The organism is Pseudomonas sp. 21LCFQ010 (assembly GCF_024129905.1).
In the GTDB taxonomy this organism is placed as follows: Bacteria; Pseudomonadota; Gammaproteobacteria; order Pseudomonadales; family Pseudomonadaceae; genus Aquipseudomonas.
The window spans coordinates 1-18,756 of sequence record NZ_JAMYDZ010000018.1 but is presented as its reverse complement, the minus strand read 5'-3'; the positions used below and the strand labels follow the sequence as shown (position 1 = coordinate 18,756).

Sequence of the window (18,756 nt, the reverse complement as noted above, 5' to 3'; positions counted from 1 at the left end):
CGCTTACCTCGCGTTACTGGCGCCGACCGGGGATTCCGGCTGGAGCTTCAGGTAGAAGTAGAACAGCGTCAGGGTGATCACGATCAGCAATGCGGCGGCCGCACTGGCCAGGCCCCAGTTGAGGAACGATTGCACCTGCTGAACGATGAATTCGGGCAGCATCATGTTCTGGGCACCGCCGAGCAGCGCCGGGGTGACGTAGTACCCCAAAGACATCACGAACACCATCAGGCCACCGGAGAACAGCCCCGGACGGCACAGCGGCAGGAACACCCGGAAGAAGTTGGTCCACGGGCTGGCACCGCAGATGGAGCCGGCCTGCAACACCATCGGGTCGATCGCCTGCATGGTCGCCTGCAAGGGCAGAACGATGAACGGGATCATGATGTAGGTCATGCCGATCACCACGCCGGTCAGGTTATGCACCATTTCCAGCGGCTGATCGATGATGCCCATGGCCATCAGGAATTTGTTGACCACCCCGGAGGCTTGCAGCAGCACCAGCCAGGAGTAGGTGCGGGCCAGCAGGCTGGTCCACATCGACAGCAGCACAATGTTCAGCATCCAGCGGCCCCAGCCGCGTGGCACCAGGGTAATCGCCCAGGCCAGCGGGAAGCCCAGCAGCAGGCTGAACAGGGTGACCAGCCCGGCGACCGAGAAGGTGTTGAACAACACCCTGGCATAGGCCGAGTTGGCAAACAGTTCCTGATAATTGCCCAGCCCCGGGGTGGGTTCCAAAACACCGCGCAGCAACAGGCCGATCAGCGGTGCGAAGAAGAACAGCCCCAGAAAGAGCAGGGCGGGCAGCAGGTTGCGGCTGCCACGCCAGCGTTGTGACAGTGAAGGCTTGATTGTCATGCTCGCTCTCGTGTTCGCTAGCGGGGCGTGAACCGCGCCGGCGGTGCTGGACGCACCACCGGACACAGAGGGTTGGCCGAGAGTCCCGGCCGGCATCTTTACTTGACCAGCCATTCGTTCCACCGCTTGGCAATATCACCACCGTTCTTGGCCCAGTAGGCGAAGTCCAGGGTGATCTGCTCATCCGGGTAGGCAGTCGGCAGGTTCTTGGCCAGGGTCGAGTCCAGGCGGGCCTGGCTGTCGAGGTTGACCGGCGCGTAGGCGCTGAGGTTGGAGAAGTCGGCCTGGCCTTTGGCGCTGGTGGCTTCGGCAATGAACTTCATCGCAGCTTCCTTGTTTTTCGCGCCTTTTGGCACAACCAGGAAGTCAGCCATGACCAGGTTCTGTTTCCAGCTCACGCCCACCGGTGCGCCGTCTTGCTGCAGCGCATAAACCCGGCCGTTCCACATCTGGCCCATGGACGCTTCACCCGAGGCCAGCAGTTGCTGGGACTGGGCACCGCCGCCCCACCAGACGATGTCTTTCTTGATGGTGTCGAGTTTTTTGAAGGCGCGGTCCAGGTCCAGCGGATAGAGCTTGTCCTTTTCTACGCCATCGGCGAGCAAGGCCAGTTCCAGCACGCCGGGGCTCGGCCATTTGTACAGGGCGCGTTTACCAGGGTAGGTTTTGGTGTCGAACATCGCCGACCAGTTTTCCGGATTCTTGCCGCCGACCTTGCCTTCGTTGTAACCCAGCACGAAGGAGAAGAAGAATGAGCCAGCACCATGGTCGGAAACGAATCGCGGATCAATCCGGTCGCGCTTGATCGTGTTGAAATCCAGCGGCTCCAGCAGGCCTTCACTGGCGGCACGCAGGGCAAAGTCAGCCTCTACGTCGACCACGTCCCACTGGACGTTGCCGCTTTCCACCATGGCCTTGAGCTTGCCGTAGTCGGTGGGGCCGTCCTGCACGACGGTGATCCCGCTCGACTTGGTGAAAGGTACGGCCCAGGACTGCTTCTGCGCATCCTGAGTCGAGCCCCCCCAACTGACAAAGTTCACGCTTTCAGCGGCCATGGCTGCAGCACTCGAGAATGCCAACACGCCAGCAGCCAGGACTGCAGTTGCACGTTTGTTCAACACCATTTTCACGCCCTCATTTGTTGTGTTTTGAGCGGGCCTGTGTTTTGTGCCCGCTTATATCGGAGCAGTGGATCCAAGCGGACCCTTTGAAACTGGCGACCGGGCCAGGAGGCTGTTTTTTTGGCTATCCCTTGCGGGCGCACCTGACGAAAATCTTCGGTCTACGGGATATCATATTATGGTATTCCAAACTTTCTGCAAGCGTTTTGCCTGCCCTGATTCACCTCCTCGTCGCTTTTATTCTGTAAGGGTAGTGGCCGAGTGTTTCACTCGATGGGTCCAGTGAACGGGATGCTTTCGACCACCTCGAGGTCGTAACCGGTCAGACCTGCATATTTGAGCGGCGGGCCGAGGTGACGCAGCTTGCCGACACCCAGGTCCTGCAGGATCTGGGCCCCGGTGCCGACTTCGGAATAGATGCGCGATTGTGAGCGGGTGTACTGGCGGGGCGGTTTGGTCAGCTGCGGTACGCGTTCGAGCAGCGCTTGCGAGGACTCGTGGTTGGCCAGTACCACCACCACGCCATGGCCTTCTTGCGCAACCCGTTGCAGCGCGGCCCACAGCGTCCAGTTGGCCGGGCCGGTGTACTCGGCGCCGACCAGGTCGCGCAGCGGGTCGACGACATGCACCCGTACCAGAGTCGGCTGCTCACGTTTGATATCGCCCATGACCATGGCCATGTGCACCCCACCTTCGATGCGGTCTTCATAGGTAAACAGGCGAAAGGTGCCATGCACAGTGGGCAGCTCGCGTTCACCGATGCGCTCGACCGTGTGCTCGTTGCTCAGCCGGTAGTGGATCAGATCAGCGATGGTGCCGATGCGGATACCGTGTTTGGCAGCAAATTTTTCCAGGTCCGGGCGGCGGGCCATGGTGCCGTCGTCGTTCATGACTTCAACAATCACCGAGGCCGGGCTGAAGCCGGCCAGGCGCGCCAGGTCGCAACCGGCTTCAGTGTGCCCGGCGCGGGTCAGTACCCCGCCTTCACGGGCGCGCAACGGGAAAATATGGCCCGGTTGCACCAGGTCTTCGGCCTTGGCATCGGCGGCCACGGCGGCCTGCACCGTGCGTGCGCGGTCGGCGGCGCTGATGCCGGTAGTGACTCCGGTCGCGGCTTCAATCGATACGGTAAAGGCGGTGGCGAACACGCTGCCATTGCTGGGCACCATTTGTTCCAGGCCCAGGCGTTCGCAGTGTTCATCGGTCAGGGTCAGGCAGATCAGGCCGCGTGCTTCGCAAGCCATGAAGCTGATGGCTTGCGGCGTGCAACGGTCGGCGGCGAGCAGCAGATCGCCTTCGTTTTCCCGGTCTTCGTCATCGACCAGCAAGACCATCTTGCCCTGGCGGTAGTCGTCAATGATGTCTTCTATACGATCGAACGGCATTATCAGGATCTCGGTGTTATGGTTACGGCGCTCCATACTGGTATACCATAATACGAAGAGTTTCGCAGATTGCTTTCCATTGCAAACCATCCATTGAAAACAGCGAGATCAAGATGAAAGCCTACTGGATTGCCCACGTCGATGTGACCGACCCACAGCAGTACACCGAATATACCCAGCGCGCGCCTGCCGCGTTCAAATTATTTGGTGGCAAATTCCTGGCACGCGGCGGCCGCTGCGAAGCCATCGAAGGCCGTGACACCCCGCAACGCAGTGTAGTAATCGAATTCGATTCTTACGAACAGGCCATTGCCTGCTACAACTCGCCCGAGTATCAGGAAGCGGCGGGGCATCGTGAGGGTGTGGCGAAGGCTGAGATTGTGATTGTTGAGGGGGTTTGAAAGGCGGGGCGTTGTGTCTGGCTGAAACACTGCTCGGCCAGACGCCTCACATCATTGTAGGAGCGACCTTGGTCGCGAAGAGGTCAGAGCATTCGCGGCAGATGCTGCGAATGTACCGGCCCTTCACGCTTTTCCCCGGTCAGCCTGTCCCGTTCACTCAGATCGGAATTTGACCGTCGCCCCCAGCACTTCAAGCTGCTCACTCAAGCGGCGAAGTTGCAGCTTTAAACCGCTTGCCGCTGTAAATGGCGGCGCCTCAACCAATGCTAATGTTTCTTTCAACGACATTTTTCGGCTCTTGCTGATCACCTGAACAACCTTGAGCTTGTGCGGACCCAAATCACTCACGATCAACTCGCCGCTTTGATAGTCAGCCGGATCGAAGTCAGCGCCATCAAGCGATGACTCTTCCAGATCCTCACCATCCCGGCGCGCATCAAGAATCTCCCGCCAGAACTTATTCGACGAGCCCGTCGCCTCGATGATCAAACGCTCAAACTCAGCGTTATCTTCATTCACCTGCGCCAATGCGGCCAGCAGCCGAGCGAAAGCGGCGAGGCTCGGGGCGATCTGCGTCGCGTCCCAGCGCCCGGCGCCGTGAGGTGCGTAATACACCGGATAACCGCTTTGCGCCTCGGCTGTGGAAATGAAAATGGGGTCGTCCAGCCCGGTCAAAGCGATGACATACCAGGTGGGATGCCAGGCGCCGTTGGCTTCGCTGGCCAGGCTTTCGCCGGTAAGGCCGTGGGTGCGAAAGCCTATCTGGAAATCATCGAGGCGATCTGGGGCAGGGTAGTGCGTGGGTAAGTATGCGTCACCGACGATGACGGGGTCGGTCAGGAACGCCTGGAGGGTTTCGGGAAGCGAAAGCATGGATCAATGGCGTCCTTAAACAGTAATGCCGATTAATCAAGAATCAGCACAATTCTTGTGGGAGGCAAGCTCTGCTGGCGACTCGCTTGCGTCACATCCATCAGCGTATGCCGACCCACTCGGACATTCCCCAGCAGGTTTTTTGTGTATGACGTTTTTTCGGTCGATCTGTATCTAACGGCCTCAGATCCAGCGCCCTATTATCGTGCCGCCAGCCATGCACATCTCAAACTCTTGTGGCGTGTCTGCTACGTCAATCGAGTCGAGTTTTCAGGAGTAATACCATGCCCGAGTTATCCAATTTATTGGCCTATGGCTTGATCTCGCTGGGCATGGTTTTGACGCCCGGACCCAATATGATCTACCTCATCTCGCGGTCGATCTGCCAAGGGCGCAAGGCAGGATTAATCTCGTTGGGCGGCGTGGCGTTGGGTTTCGTCTTCTATATGCTCTGCGCCGCACTGGGTATCACCGCCTTGTTAATGGCGGTTCCCTATGCCTATGACGCCCTGAGAATTGGCGGCGCATTGTATCTGCTTTATCTTGCCTGGCAGGCCATCAAACCTGGCGGTCGCTCTGCGTTCCAGGTGCAGGATCTGCCCAAAGACAGCCCTCGCAGACTGTTCATGATGGGCTTTGTCACCAACCTCCTGAACCCGAAAATTGCAGTGATGTATTTATCATTGCTGCCCCAGTTTATTAGCCCTGCAGACCATGGCAGCGTGCTGACGCAATCACTGGTGCTTGGCTTTACCCAGATCGTAATCAGCGTCAGCGTCAATGCGCTGATTGCTATCACGGCCGGCTCCATCGCGCACTTCTTCGTGAACAGGCCCGTTTGGCAAGTTGCGCAGCGCTGGATAATGGGGACGGTGCTTATGGGGTTGGCCGTGCGTATGGCGGTGGAGCAGAGGCGCTAAGTCGCGACCTCTTAGCCTGTATTGCTGTTGCTGAGAGTGCACGTTGTCGTGATTTGCCTGTACCAATGCTGCAAGCAGCTTGCCGAGCGCGGCGAAGCTCGGGGCGATTGGCAACGGGTCCCAGCGCCAGTTCAGCTTTGCTGGCGACTGCTGCGGTGAGTAATTGCATGGACTTGACCACCCATTTGCATTCGACTTGACCAGTCGTTTGCATCGGATTTGACCAGTCCGCTGGCCTATCCTGACCGGCGGAAATCGGCCATTAGCAGATGCTTGCTATGGGCTGCTTCCGACGCAAATTTGTCGTTCGCGAAGGGCAGCAGTTGACCAGTTCCGGTTCTTTGTGAGCCTCTCAGGGATGGGCGTCTGGCTGCTCAAGTCCTCTGCAATCGGTGGTCGAGATCAATGCAAATGACTGGTCAGGCCAAATGCAAATACAGGGGCAATTGCGCAGAAATTTCGCAGATGTGCGCCAGTGTCTCGGTCCGATGGGCCTCAAGCACACATCTGCGCTCGACCATCTACCTAAGATTTAATAGCCTTGTTCAAAGGAGGACAGAAAAGGCCGTTAACAAAATACGTCAAGATGGCAATATGCCTTCATGTGTTGTAGCTTCTACCCATCCTTCCCAAGCACAGTGGACAGCCCTAATGGAAAATGGACAAAAAAAACTAAAGGAGTTGTTTGATGGTCGCAAAATATTCAACATCCCAGATTATCAGCGAGCTTACGCGTGGGAGACAAACCGCCAACTTCCTGACTTCATTGAGGACATTGACAATCAAGCGCTAGGTCGAGATTACTTCCTAGGTACTATTCTCTTTCAAGAAAAATCAGAAAAGCATGCTGGATTTGATCTGATCGATATAGTGGACGGACAGCAAAGGATCACTACAACGATCATATTTATGAAAGTGCTACTGTCTAATTTACGCCAACGGCTGGATGATGCCCAATATGAGGGGCTCGGCTTAGATCTAGTTGAAGAAACGTACATTTTCAACAAGAGTCGCCCAAAACTACAAGCCATTTCACCTGATAATGACTTCTTTTTTAATTACGTACTAAATGATGGTAACGGCATCGACCATATTGAAACACCGTCACAACGCCGACTACTAGAAGCGAAGAAATATTTTCAGGCTGAACTGGCCGACAGAGGCACCGAAGAATTACTGCAATTAAAATGCAAGATAGACGAACACACTAAAGTTTTAACATACTCAGTAAAAGACGCGGCGGAAGCAACTCTTATTTTTGAAACCACGAACGACCGAGGAAAAAGGTTAACCAATCTTGAGAAAATAAAAAGCTTTTTAATGTACAAAACCTATCTCGCCGCCGCTGAGGACGTCGATCACTACCTAACAGTAATTCAGCAGAGATTTGCCGATATTTTTAGGGAGTTGGAATTGTTTGATGGGAAAATAGATGAAGATTCTATTCTTCGTTTCCACTATATCGCTTTTGAAGACTGGGTTGATAAGGCTGATTTCCAGCAACCGACGACCTCTATCAGAGGCAAGCTGAACCCGCTTATAGCCAATGGCCGCAAGCAGGAGGCATTGGCGTTTATTGATCGTTTTAGTAGGGAACTCAAAGAAAGCTTCCACATAATGCGGCAAATTTCAATGTCTAAGCACCAGTCTTACCGTGACCTTGCATGCTTGGAGCGAATGGAGAGCTTCTATCCTCTAATTTTGAAGGCTTATAAAAGTGATGCTTCGCCGGAAAAAAGGAATTTCACTATCACATGCCGTCTGTTAGAAATTTACAGCTTCCGTGTTTTCGCAGTTCAGCAAAATAGGTCGAATACGGGTCAGTCAGCACTTTACAAGCTTGCTAGAAATTTTTCAGGCCGATTTGAGCCTCTATTCGACGACCTTTCGTCAATTATAAATGATGCCAGCAGCCGCAAACGCTTTCATGAAACGTTGCAAGATGCCGACCTATTCAACTGGATATCTAGTCGCGATCTTTGCTATCTAGTATGGAAATATGAAAATCACTTGCGGCGCTCCGAGCAACCGATATGCTCTGAAATGTCAGAAGCTGAATTCAAAAGCACTGGCAGTAAAACTCGCCTTACAGTAGAGCATATTGCCTCGCAGACCAAGAACGGCATCGTTCTTGATAGTTCCATAGTGCCAGATATGGATTCAGCCTTTAGGGATCAACACCTGCATCGCCTAGGAAATCTCACCTTCGACCCAGCCTCAGCCAACTCTTCAAAAAGCAATGGGGAGATGGATTTCAAATATTCCAAATACTTCTCCAAAGCTCCTTATAAAACACAGAATGAATTAGAGTCATTCATGATTGATAATAAATGGACATCAGAATCCATCGATCTGAGACAATCAAAGATCATCGACTTCTGTATGCGATACTGGAATCCTCAATACGTCAATTATTAATACCGAAAAGTTATTATCCTGTGGGTGCCATTCGTACCCACTCTGGAGTGTGCGGTCTATCGCGCCTTAGCTATGGCCTGTCTAAGGTGCAATAACTGGTGCTGAGCCTTGGACAATATGAATCGCCACCGATTCTGCCTACAGCAAGTGACCGCTTTGGGTCGACTCCAGCCGGTCGAGGGCATGCAGTGCACCGGTCAAGTCTCGTACAAACGCCTGGTCACGTCGAATGCAAATGACTGGTCAGTGGCAATGCAAACGGGTGGTTAAGTGGAATGCAATTCTCCAGCTGCGGTACATTCCCTATGTGTTCAGCATGGCTAATTGTTTTAGACAGGCGATCTTTTAGCGTCTGCACGGCACTCGTAGACGTTCAATGCCTGAAAAGTAGTGCAGCTAGCACCATTACTGCTCGGGTCAGCAGCGCGCACTTGATGGGAGTGGGTTACTTTCTGTGATTGCTCGATAAATATTTGCAGCGCGATGCGCTGCATTCCCCAGCAGAGCTGCCTCCCACAGTTCGCACGTCAAGCTTGAGAACATAAACCCGGTGGGAGAAGGTTGTGCTCGCGAAGAGGTCAGTAAAGTCTCCGCATCTGCTGCGAATATGTCGCCGCCTTCGTTGTGGTCTGGCAAGCCCATCCCCCCCGTCTTGACTGGTCACCACCACGCCGGCCCAACTCAACGAATAAAATGCACCTTCCCACTGTCATCATTGCCTATATAAATCCCATACACCCCCGCCTGCCGCTCCTCGATATACCGCTCCAGAATCTGCCGTATCGCCGGGTAGTAAATACTCTCCCAAGGAATCTCTTCGGGGGCAAAAAACCGGTAGTCCATGGTCTCCGGCCCATATTGGTCGGTCACTTCCAGGGCGATGGCGCGGAAGATGATGTACACCTCGCTGATCTTCGGCACGCTGAAGATCGAGTAGGGCGAGATGATTTCGGCGCGTACGCCTGATTCTTCCCAGACTTCACGCAGGGCGGCCTGTTCGGTGGTTTCGCCGCCTTCCATGAAGCCGGCCGGCAGGGTCCAGGTGCCGGGGCGCGGGGGGATGGCGCGTTGGCACAGCAGGTATTTGCCGTCTTGCTCGATGATGCAGCCGGCAATGATCTTCGGGTTGATGTAGTGGATGTACTGGCAGGCCCCGCACATCAGCCGTTGGTGGGTGTCGCCGGCTGGCGTGCGGTGGGTGAGGTCTGTGCTGCCGCATTGCGGGCAGTAACGCGGCAGCGGCATGATCAGCGGCCTATGCGAGGGTCTTTGAGTGCAACGGGCTGCACGATGTCGCGTGCTTCGGTGCCGTCGTCCTGTTTCGATTGCAGGTACTCCAGGGCCACGCGGGCGGCGTTGCGCACGTGGTCGACCGAGGCCTGGTGGGCGGCCAGCGGGTCGCCGCTCTTGATCGCCTCGACCATCCGTTCCATTTCCTGGTTGCTGGCGCCGCGGCGGTTTTCTTGCGACACGGAGGTGGCGCGCAGGTAGCTGATACGGGCCTGCAACTGGCGCAACTGGGTGGCGGCCACGTGGTTGCCCGAGCCTTCGAGCAGCACGTCGTAGAAGCCTTGTACCGAATCGATCACCTGTTGCAGCTCGCCGTCCTTGAGGGCCTGGCGGTTTTCTTCCAGGGCCGCCTCCAGGGCGCGGATGTCGCGGGGTTTGGCGCGCAGGGTGAACAGCTGCACGATCAGGCCTTCGAGTACGCAGCGCAGCTCGTAGATGTCGCAGGCGTCTTCGAGGGTGATGATCGCCACCCGTGGGCCTTTGGCGTCGGCGAATTCCACCAGGCCTTCGGACTCCAGGTGACGCAGGGCTTCGCGCACCGAGGTACGGCTGACCCCGAGGCGGTCGCACAGGTCGCGCTCGACCAGGCGGTCGCCCGGCAACAGCTGGAAATTCATGATCGCGCTGCGCAGTTTGTCCAACACGATTTCCCGCAGGGTGACGGGATTGCGGTTGACCTTGAAGGTGTCATCGAGTGGCAGGCGTTTCATCGGTTCGGCTCGGAGTATGGCTGGCTGCTGGCAAGGATCGGTTCATCAGAGGGTAGCTCCAAAATGGCTGCGCTCGGCAATACGGCGTTGAAATCGACCTCAAAATGCTCATGTACTCAATGTACATTGCGCTTGTTCGGCCAATTTCGCCTTGTCTTGCCTTCGCTCGCCGATTTTGTAAACACCCTCTTACACGAACGCTGATAGTCTGCCGAAGCCAGTAAATGACTGGACTAACGCAAAAGCCCGCGCACCCCAAGGGGGCCCGGGCTTTTGCCGAGTTTATCACGCAGTTGCCCCGAACCAACAAGGCCACCCATGACGATCAGTCTTAGCCGAACGCGGGCAGGGCGCCGAGCTTGCCGCGATGATAGATCATCGGGGTCACCGGCTCTGGCGGCAGGATCAGGTTCTTCACCGCGCCGACGATGATGGCGTGGTCGCCGCCGTCGTACTCACGCCACAGTTCACACTCGATGATCGCTGTAGCCTTGGCCAGCAACGGGTTGCCCAGTTCGCTCAGGGTGTACTCGATGCCTTTGGCCTTGTCCTTGCCTTTGCCGGCAAAGGCGTAGGCTTCAGCCTGCTGGTCGGCACCGAGCAGGTGAATGGCGAAGCGCTTGCTGTCACGCAGCACCGGGTAGGTGTCCGAGGCGTAGTTGGGGCAGAACAGCACCAGCGCCGGATCGATGGACAGCGCGCTGAACGCACTGGCCGTGATGCCTACCAGGTTGCCTTCGGCGTCCAGGGTGGTGACGATGGTCACCCCTGACGGAAAGGAGCCCATGACTTCTTTGTAGATACCGGGTTCGATCATTTGTTGCAGCCTCGGTTAACGCATCACGAAAGGATCGGGCATCGGTGCTTGCGAGAGATTGATCCATACCGTTTTCAGTTCGGTATAGGCCAGCACCGAGTCGATGCCGCTCTCGCGACCGTAGCCGCTGTTCTTGAAACCGCCGATCGGCGCCATGGCCGATACTGCGCGGTAGGTATTGACCCAGATGATACCGGAACGCACGTCGCGAGCCAGCCGGTGTGCGCGGCCAAGATCACGGGTCCAGATGCCGGCCGCCAGGCCGAACTGCGAGTCGTTGGCGATCGCCAGCGCTTCGGCCTCGTCCTTGAAGCGAATCACCGAGGCCACCGGGCCAAACACTTCTTCCTGCATGATCTTCATCGAGTTGCTGTCGCACTCGAACAGGGTCGGCTCATAGAACCAGCCGGCCTCGGCGTTTGCCGGGCGTTTGCCACCCAGGCGCAGGCGTGCGCCTTCAGCGACGGCGTCGGCCACCAGGCCTTCAACGACTGCCAGTTGCTGGGCGGTGGCCATCGGGCCCATCTCGGTGGTTTCGTCTTGCGGGTTGCCGATCCGGATGCGCTTGGCGCGTTCGACCAGACGCTCGACGAATTCATCGAAGATCTCGTCCTGCACCAGCAGTCGCGAGCCGGCCACACAGCTTTGCCCCGAGGCGGCGTAGATGCCGGCGACCACGCCATTGATGGCGCTGTCCAGATCGGCGTCGGCGAAGATGATGTTCGGCGACTTGCCGCCCAGTTCCAGCGACAGCTTGGCGAAGTTCTCGGCGCTGCTGCGCACCACATGGCGCGCGGTGGCGGCGCCGCCGGTGAAGGCGATCTTGCGAATCAGCGGGTGGCGGGTCAGCGCAGCGCCGGTGCTTGGGCCGTAGCCGGTGACCACGTTGACCACGCCCGGCGGGAAGCCCGCTTCCAGCGCCAGGCGCGCCAGCTCCAGAATGGTCGCCGAGGCGTGCTCGGAAGGTTTGAGCACGATGGTGTTGCCGGCCGCCAGGGCAGGGGCCAGTTTGATCGCGGTCAGGTACAACGGGCTGTTCCACGGGATGATCCCGGCCACAACACCCATCGGCTCGTGCACGGTGTAGGCGAACAGGTCAGGCTTGTCCAGCGGCAGGGTGCCGCCTTCGAGCTTGTCGGCAAGCCCTGCGGTGTAGTGGAAGAACTCGGGCAGGTAGCCGACCTGGCCGCGGGTTTCGCGGATCAGCTTGCCGTTGTCACGGCTTTCCAGCTGGGCCAGGTGTTCTTTGTTCTCGGCAATCAGATCGCCCAGCCGACGCAGCAGCTTGCCCCGTGCGGTGGCAGTCAAACCGCGCCAGGCCGGGCTTTCGAAGGCGGTCTGCGCCGACTGTACGGCACGTTCGACGTCGGCTTCATCGGCATCGGGCAACTGCGCCCAAGGCTCGGCCAGCGCCGGGTTGAGGCTGTCGAAAGTCTTGCCGGAGAGGGCATCGACCCATTGGCCGTCGATGCACATCTGAAAACGAGTGAGGGTCATGCAACATCCCCTTTGATCGGGTTGTGTAAGGCCGCGGATTTGTCGAGGAAGTCGAGCAGCACCTGGTTGACCAGGCGTGGCGACTCGACCGGCATCATGTGACGCTGTTCAGGCAGGATGGCCACTTCGGCGCCCTTGATGCGCATCGCCAGCTGGCGAGCCATGTCCGGGGTCGAGCCTGGGTCCAGCTCGCCGGTGGCGATCAGGGTCGGCACATTGATGCTGCCCAGGTCTTCGGCGCGGTACATGTCCTGGGTGGCGAACAGTTTATAAGTGGTCAGGTAACCCTGCAGGTCGTTGTTGGCCAGGTCTTGGCGAATCGCGGCGATCTGCGCCGGGTTGGCCGCCTGGTATTCACGACTGAACCAGCGCGCCAGTGCTTCGCTGGCATTGGCATCCGGGCCGTGTTCGGCGACCTGGGTGGTACGGGCAATAACGCTGGCACTCTGTTCGGGAGAGCGGTTGAACACGCTGTTGAGCACCACCAGGCCGGCCAGACGCTGCGGATGATGCAGTGCGAAGGCACGTGCCACCAGACCGCCCATTGAGAATCCGATCACCGTGGCGTGTTCCAGGCCCAGATGGTCGAGCAGTTCCAGCAGTTGTTCGGCATAGCCTGGCAGGCCGGTGTCCGGGTCCGGACGCGGGCTGGCACCATGGCCGAGCATGTCATAGGCAATGACCTGGTAGCCGGTCGACAGACCGACGATCTGCCCGCCCCACATTTCTTTGTTGAGTCCCACCCCGTGAATCAACACCACGGGGTGGCCTTGGCCGGTCGCCAGATAACTGGTGCCGGCCGGGGTGCGTTCAGCGGTGAGCCGAATCATGGATTGCTCCTACACAGGCGTATCAGACTCTGTAGCGAAAGGGGCACTGCGCGGCCATCCTGGCCTGCACGCGCCATCCTTTCGCACAGATCCGGAATGAAATTACTGAGCCGCTTTCTCGGCAGCCAGTTCTTCCAGGTCGATGTAGCGGTTGCCGATACGCGGGTGCAGGCGGCCGCCGTTGGCTGCGCCCAGTACCACGACGATTTCGTCGGCACGTGGCGCATCTTCGATCTGGAATTCCAGAGTGATGTAGTGCGAACGCAGACCTTCGTCATCCTTGTGCATCATTGGCACCTGGATCGAAGTGCCCGGGCCGCCACGCTTGTTGGTGAAGCTCAGGTAGCTCTTGGCCTTGACCGCTTCGCGGTAGTGGTTGCCAAAGCGCAGAGTGTGGATCACCGCAGAAGCGTGCTCGATTTCGCCGTCAGCGCCGACCACAGCGGCCTTGCCGTAGGCTTCGATCTTGTCGGCACCACCGATGGCGGCGGTCAGGCGCTCAACCATCAGCGCACCCAGGTCGGAACACCAGGCACGGATTTCAGGCTTGAGGTCTTCCACGAAACCACGACCCGCCCACGGGTTCTTGATCACGGCGGCCAGGCCGACCATGGTCACCGGCTTGTCAGTGGCTTTGCCACCTTCAATCAGGGTTTCTTCGGTGTAGGTGACGATCTTGCGAATTTCGAAGCTCATGGAGGACTCCCATAGGTGGGTCGTTGTATTTGGTATGATGGTATACCATAAGATTGTCCGCGCAAGTCCTTTCTATAAAGCCGGTGAAAAAAAGCCGCTCGGGCCTGCCCGGACCGTGACCGGCGACGTCAGCACTATCCAGTTTCGGCACAATATTGCCCGCACCCAGGCGCCCGGAACGGAACTTGCCTCAGTGCCGGTGACTGCGTCGGGAGTGACAGGCGATGAACCATTTCACTGTAGCGGGCGATACGCCTGCACTGGATTTTTCCGGCCTGCGCCGTAGCCAGGCCACCGATATCGATGAGCATGCGCATAACCTGTCCAGTTGGCAGCTCAGCTACGACCAATTGACCCCGGGACGCTTCGCGGGCGAGCTCACCGAGCTGCGCTGCGGCTGGATGCAGCTGGTCCGCGACCGCTCTAATCAGGCCATGATCAAGAGCGGCCAGGCCTGGCAAGGTGCGCTGACGTTCAGCCTGCCGCTGGCCGAACATGGCGATGTGTATTGCGCCGGGCACACCATCAGTCGCCCCAGCCTGTTGGTGGCGCAAGCCGATGACCTGCCGCAAGTGCGCACCCCAGGCCCGCTGGACCTGCTGTGCATCGCCGTGGAGCGCGACGCATTGCAAGACATACTGCAGCGCCAGAACCGTGAATTGCAGATTACCTCTTTTCCCACCTGTTACCGGCTGGAGGAGACCGGGTTACACCTTGAACTGCGCGGGGTGCTCGATGACTTGTTCAGCACTGACGCGCAGACCCTCAACTATGAGTCGATTCGCCATGCGCTGCGCGACGCGATCATGCTGCAATTGCTCGATCAGGTGGCCCCGGATGGCGAGCACCTGAACGCCACGGCCCGCAAGCGCATGGTCGACCGGGCCAGGGAGTACGCACTCACCCACCTCGACCAACCCTTCACCCTGCTGGACCTGTGCAACAACATCGGTGCCAGCCGGCGCAAATTGCAGTACTGCTTCCAGGAGGCTCTGGGCCTCAACCCGCTGGCTTACTTGCGTGCGGTGCGCCTCAATGCGGTGCGTCGTGAGCTGTTGCGTGGCAGTGCCGCGACCTCGGTGCAGGACGTGGCGGCGCGCTGGGGCTTCTGGCATCTGAGCCGTTTTTCGGGTGAATACCGGCAGATGTTCGGCGAGTTGCCGTCACAAACCCTGCGCCGCAGCGGTTGTGCTGAAAACGGATAACGGCCTTTGGCCGCTAGCGCCGAGGATGTCCCTGACACTCAACAGGGGGCATCCCATGAACGATAAAAAGAACAACTTGCGGGTTTTGTTACTGGCCACGCTGGCAGGGCTGTGCGGGACCGCCCTGGCGACCGAGAACGGTGCACCCACCACCGCTGTCGGGGTTTATGACTTCGGTGCCGGGATGACGCCGCCGGTCACCCCCAACGGTACGCTGGGCCTGCGCACTTCCTTTTATTCGGCCAAGGTGCAGAAAGACCGCCGCGGCAACGACGTCAACAATGACTTTTCCCTGAGTGTGCTGTCGTTGGGGCTGGCCTACATTCGCATGACCGACTACCAACTGTTCGGTGCCAATTACGGCTTCAGTACGGTGGTGCCGTTCTTCAAAATGGACGCCGAACTCGGCATCGACACACCGGTCGGGCGGCTGGAGTTCGAGGCCGATCCGTTTCGCTTGGCTGACGTGCAAATAACCCCGCTGATCCTGCAGTGGAACCTGTCGCCGAACCTGTTCGTCAACGCGCAATTCCAGATTCAGGCACCGACCGGCGACTACGATAAAAACCGCCTGATTTCTCCCGGCCTCAATCACTGGACCTTCTCGCCGATCGTCAACGGCACCTGGATCAGTGACAGCGGTTTCGAGGTGTCGTCCAGCTTCGAGGTCGACGTCAACACCCGCAACAACGCCACCGATTACAAAAACGGCGTCGAGTACCGTCACGAGTTTGCCGTGGGCCAGCACTTCGGGCCATGGACGGCGGGCATCGGCGGCTACTACTACCGCCAGTTCAGTGACGACGACGCGCCGAACCTGGCCACCGGCAACCGTGCCCGGGTCATGGCGGTAGGGCCGGCGCTGAGTTACTTCAAGCCGGGCCTGCCGCCAGTCTGGCTGCATGCCTACAAAGAGTTCGACGCCCGCAACCGGGCCGAGGGCTATACCGTCGCCTTGCGCATCGCCCACAGTTTCTGAGGACTTCAGCATGACTACTGCACATGAGGGCAGCCTCCGGGTTGCCCGTGGGCGCCGTGAGGGCGTGTTACTGATGTTGGGGTCGAGCCTGACCATTATGGGCTCGGTGATGATTGCGCCGGTGCTGCCGCGTATCGGCGCCGAATTCGGCCCGACCACCGCTCATGCCGAGGTGCTGGTGCCGCTGGCGGTGACCGGCCCGGCGCTGGCCATCGCGCTGTTTGCGCCACTGGCCGGCTGGCTGGCCGACCGACTGGGGCGCAAGAACCTGCTCGTGCTCGGCACCTTGCTCTATGCGCTGCTGGGCGCCTTGCCGCTGCTGCTTGATGACTTGCGGGCGATTGTTGCGGTGCGCATGTTGTTCGGCTGCGCCGAGGCGGCGGTGATGACCTGCTGCGCCGCGTTGATCGCCGACTATTGGCATGGCGAACAACGGTTGCGCTACGTCAACCGCCAGGTAGTGACCATCGGCCTGGTTGGCGCGCTGTTTTTCGTCGCCGGCGGGGCGCTGGGCGAACACTCGTGGCGCTGGCCGTTCGCGCTGTATCTGTTGCCGTTACTGCTGCTGCCATTGATGGCCCGCTGGCTCTGGGAGCCGAACCGGCAAGTCGCTCAGGTGGCGGGCGAAGAGGGCGCCCGGGTGTCTCTGGCGGGCGTGTTGATCGGCTATGCGCTGGTGCTCGGCGGCATGATCCTGACCTTCGTGGTGCCGATCCAGACGCCCGGCCTGCTGGTGGCCATGGGCGTGACGTCGAGCACCCTGATCGGGCTGTCGGCAGGTCTGGGGCTGCTCTCGACCCTGTTCGGCTCGCTGGGCTGGCCGTTGCTGCGCCGTCGCCTCGGGGTGCCGGGTTGCAATGCGGCCTTGCTGTGCCTGATGGGCCTGGGGCTGTGGCTGCTGATGCGCGCACAAAGCTACAACGCTGTGCTGGTGGCGGTGTTCATTCACGGCCTTGGGGCCGGGCTGCTGGTGCCTAACGTCATGGCCCCGGTGATGAATGCGCTGACCGCGCGCACTCGGGGTCGTGGCCTGGGTGGTTTTACCGCGTGCCTGTATCTGGGCCAGTTCATCAGCCCCATCGTCGTGCTGGCGGTGGCCGCTCAGGCCGGCGGCATCCCTCAGGCGATCTTCTGCCTGGCGCTGGCCGGGTTCGGCATGGCACTGCTCTGCGCCCTGATTGCTGTACAGCGTCGCCAGGGCATTGCGCCAGCGGCTTCTTCTTTGAATCATCAGGAATGACCGACATGCAAGACATCCACAATTTGTTCGATCAGGAAGACGGCACCGGCCTGGCCACCCGGGTGCGCAATGCCGAGCTACACCCCGCTGAACTGCTGGAGGCGGCCATCGTGCGCCTGGAGCGGGTCGAGCCGCAGCTTAACGCGGTGGTCGAGCGGCTGTACGACGATGCCCGTGCAGCCGCCCGACAACCGGCCAGTCGGCTGGGGCCATTCGCGGGCGTGCCGACGCTGGTCAAGGACCTGTTTTCGCCGCTGGCCGGTGCATTGATGAGCAATGGCTCCCATGCCCTGGGCCTGGCGCGACCGGATTTCGACGGCGAACTGGTCAGCCGCCTGCGGCGCAGCGGGTGCCTGTTGATGGGCACCAGCACCTCGCCGGAGTTCGGCACCTCGTACACCACCGAATCTCAGCGCTTCGGCGCCACCGGCAACCCATGGAGCCTGGAGCACAGCAGCGGCGGCTCCAGCGGCGGGGCGGCGGCCTTGGTCGCGGCACGGGTGGTGCCTTTTGCCCACGGCAACGACGGCGGCGGCTCACTGCGGGTGCCGGCGTCGTGCTGCGGGGTGTTCGGCTTCAAACCCAGTCGTGGTTTGCTGCCGTCCGGGCCGATCGTGGGCGAGGGCTGGGCGGGCATGGGCACCGGTCACGCGATCACCCTGAGCGTGCGCGACAGCGCCGCCTTGCTTGATGCCACTGCGGGCATTGACCTGGGCGCACCCTATGCCGCACCGCTGGCGGCGCGGCCCTATCGGCTGGCGGTGCTCGACGAGCCGGCGCCGCTGCGCATCGCACTGGTCGAACAGGTCGGTCCGTGGCCGGTGTCTGCTGACAGCCAGGCAGCGCTGCGCGATGCAGCCACGCTCTGCGAGTCGCTGGGGCATCGGGTGGTGCAGGAAAGCCTGCCGGTGGACCTTGAGGCGTTTCTCGATCAGGTATTCACCATCATTGGCGCCAGCACCCGCAACTACCTCGATGTATTGGGGCAAATGCGCGGCGCGCCGGTCAGCCTCGACGAAGTCGAAGCCCGTACCCGGATCATCCTGCGTGATAAAGGCGAAGTAACCGGCGCCCAATATGCAGGCGCGGTAGAGTGGATTCATGCGTTTGGCCGGCGCATGGCGGGGTTCATGCAGAACTACGATGTAATCCTTACCCCGACCCTGGCCCGCCTGCCGCCACGCCTCGGTGAGCTACAGGTCGAGAGCGACCGCTGGTCGCTGCAGCAACTGATCGAGCATTTCCACAGCTACTCGCCGTACACCGCCCTGTGCAACGCCAGTGGCCAGCCAGCGATGTCGGTGCCGTTGTACTGGAGCCCGAGCGGGTTACCGCTGGGGGCGCATTTCATGGGCCGGTTTGGCGAAGAGTCATTGCTGTTGTCCCTGGCCGCCCAACTCGAACGCGCCCGGCCGTGGCGGGGCCGAGTGCCGCCGGTCAATGCCATGGGCAGTCAGCCTCGCTGATATCGCGGCCCTTGTAGGAGCGGCTTCAGCCGCGAAGGCTTCGCGGCTGA

General features: G+C 59.5%; 17 protein-coding genes. 7 read left to right on the top strand and 10 right to left on the bottom strand.

Features of this window, described 5'->3' with window-relative positions:
• Positions 1 to 3: 3 nt before the first annotated feature.
• The 3 genes from NJC38_RS19200 to ribBA form a co-directional block, all read right to left on the bottom strand.
• Positions 4 to 972, bottom strand: a complete 969-nt coding sequence (locus tag NJC38_RS19200) for an ABC transporter permease (protein ID WP_084710113.1) — start codon at positions 970 to 972, stop codon at positions 4 to 6.
• A complete protein-coding gene (locus tag NJC38_RS19195; RefSeq protein ID WP_045492054.1) occupies positions 957 to 1,982 on the bottom strand; it encodes an ABC transporter substrate-binding protein in 1,026 nt (341 codons plus the stop codon). The genes NJC38_RS19200 and NJC38_RS19195 overlap by 16 nt, the downstream gene beginning before the upstream one ends.
• A 263-nt stretch (positions 1,983 to 2,245) precedes the next feature.
• The gene (ribBA, locus tag NJC38_RS19190; protein WP_253116710.1) at positions 2,246 to 3,364 is read right to left on the bottom strand and encodes a bifunctional 3,4-dihydroxy-2-butanone-4-phosphate synthase/GTP cyclohydrolase II; all 1,119 of its coding nucleotides are present in this window, start codon (positions 3,362 to 3,364) and stop codon (positions 2,246 to 2,248) included.
• Between the two features lie 113 nt (positions 3,365 to 3,477).
• Between ribBA and NJC38_RS19185 the strand changes: the two genes are divergently transcribed.
• Positions 3,478 to 3,765, top strand: a complete 288-nt coding sequence (locus NJC38_RS19185; RefSeq protein ID WP_045492052.1) for a DUF1330 domain-containing protein — start codon at positions 3,478 to 3,480, stop codon at positions 3,763 to 3,765.
• 153 nt (positions 3,766 to 3,918) lie between these two features.
• Here NJC38_RS19185 and NJC38_RS19180 read toward each other — a convergent pair whose 3' ends face one another.
• Positions 3,919 to 4,638 (bottom strand): hypothetical protein, encoded by a 720-nt coding sequence (locus NJC38_RS19180; RefSeq protein ID WP_253116578.1) that lies wholly within the window; start codon positions 4,636 to 4,638, stop codon positions 3,919 to 3,921.
• A 284-nt stretch (positions 4,639 to 4,922) separates the two neighbouring features.
• Between NJC38_RS19180 and NJC38_RS19175 the strand changes: the two genes are divergently transcribed.
• Both NJC38_RS19175 and NJC38_RS19170 read left to right on the top strand, forming a co-directional pair.
• Complete coding sequence (locus tag NJC38_RS19175) at positions 4,923 to 5,558, top strand: LysE family translocator (protein ID WP_253116576.1); 636 nt, start codon at positions 4,923 to 4,925, stop codon at positions 5,556 to 5,558.
• A 651-nt stretch (positions 5,559 to 6,209) separates the two neighbouring features.
• Positions 6,210 to 7,976 carry a DUF262 domain-containing protein gene (locus tag NJC38_RS19170; protein WP_253116574.1) on the top strand — a complete coding sequence of 589 codons (1,767 nt, stop codon included), beginning with the start codon at positions 6,210 to 6,212 and terminating at the stop codon, positions 7,974 to 7,976.
• A 681-nt stretch (positions 7,977 to 8,657) separates the two neighbouring features.
• Here NJC38_RS19170 and NJC38_RS19165 read toward each other — a convergent pair.
• The 6 genes from NJC38_RS19165 to NJC38_RS19140 all read right to left on the bottom strand — a co-directional run bounded on the left by NJC38_RS19165 (position 8,658) and on the right by NJC38_RS19140 (position 13,816).
• The gene (locus tag NJC38_RS19165; RefSeq protein WP_045492044.1) at positions 8,658 to 9,221 is read right to left on the bottom strand and encodes an NUDIX hydrolase; all 564 of its coding nucleotides are present in this window, start codon (positions 9,219 to 9,221) and stop codon (positions 8,658 to 8,660) included.
• Positions 9,222 to 9,223: 2 nt separating this feature from the next.
• The gene (locus tag NJC38_RS19160; RefSeq protein WP_045492042.1) at positions 9,224 to 9,976 is read right to left on the bottom strand and encodes a GntR family transcriptional regulator; all 753 of its coding nucleotides are present in this window, start codon (positions 9,974 to 9,976) and stop codon (positions 9,224 to 9,226) included.
• Between the two features lie 331 nt (positions 9,977 to 10,307).
• Positions 10,308 to 10,793: a flavin reductase family protein gene (locus tag NJC38_RS19155; RefSeq protein ID WP_045492040.1), complete on the bottom strand. Its 486-nt coding sequence runs from the start codon at positions 10,791 to 10,793 to the stop codon at positions 10,308 to 10,310.
• Positions 10,794 to 10,808: 15 nt separating this feature from the next.
• The gene (locus NJC38_RS19150) at positions 10,809 to 12,290 is read right to left on the bottom strand and encodes an aldehyde dehydrogenase (protein WP_045492038.1); all 1,482 of its coding nucleotides are present in this window, start codon (positions 12,288 to 12,290) and stop codon (positions 10,809 to 10,811) included.
• Entirely contained in the window at positions 12,287 to 13,120 is an 834-nt protein-coding gene (locus NJC38_RS19145) for an alpha/beta fold hydrolase (protein WP_045492036.1), read from the bottom strand. Before NJC38_RS19145 ends, NJC38_RS19150 begins: the two co-directional genes overlap by 4 nt.
• Positions 13,121 to 13,222: 102 nt before the next feature.
• Positions 13,223 to 13,816 carry an amino acid synthesis family protein gene (locus NJC38_RS19140; RefSeq protein WP_045492034.1) on the bottom strand — a complete coding sequence of 198 codons (594 nt, stop codon included), beginning with the start codon at positions 13,814 to 13,816 and terminating at the stop codon, positions 13,223 to 13,225.
• Between the two features lie 224 nt (positions 13,817 to 14,040).
• On the opposite strand from NJC38_RS19140, the gene NJC38_RS19135 reads away from it, so the two are divergent.
• The 4 genes from NJC38_RS19135 to NJC38_RS19120 are packed head-to-tail and all read left to right on the top strand — an operon-like array spanning position 14,041 to position 18,706.
• Positions 14,041 to 15,021, top strand: coding sequence for a helix-turn-helix domain-containing protein (locus NJC38_RS19135; RefSeq protein WP_045492032.1), 981 nt, complete (start codon positions 14,041 to 14,043; stop codon positions 15,019 to 15,021).
• Positions 15,022 to 15,076: 55 nt separating this feature from the next.
• Complete coding sequence (locus NJC38_RS19130) at positions 15,077 to 16,000, top strand: transporter (RefSeq protein WP_253116572.1); 924 nt, start codon at positions 15,077 to 15,079, stop codon at positions 15,998 to 16,000.
• 10 nt (positions 16,001 to 16,010) lie between these two features.
• Positions 16,011 to 17,240 (top strand): MFS transporter, encoded by a 1,230-nt coding sequence (locus NJC38_RS19125; protein WP_253116570.1) that lies wholly within the window; start codon positions 16,011 to 16,013, stop codon positions 17,238 to 17,240.
• A gap of 5 nt (positions 17,241 to 17,245) precedes the next feature.
• Positions 17,246 to 18,706 carry an amidase gene (locus NJC38_RS19120; protein WP_253116568.1) on the top strand — a complete coding sequence of 487 codons (1,461 nt, stop codon included), beginning with the start codon at positions 17,246 to 17,248 and terminating at the stop codon, positions 18,704 to 18,706.
• Positions 18,707 to 18,756: the final 50 nt, after the last annotated feature.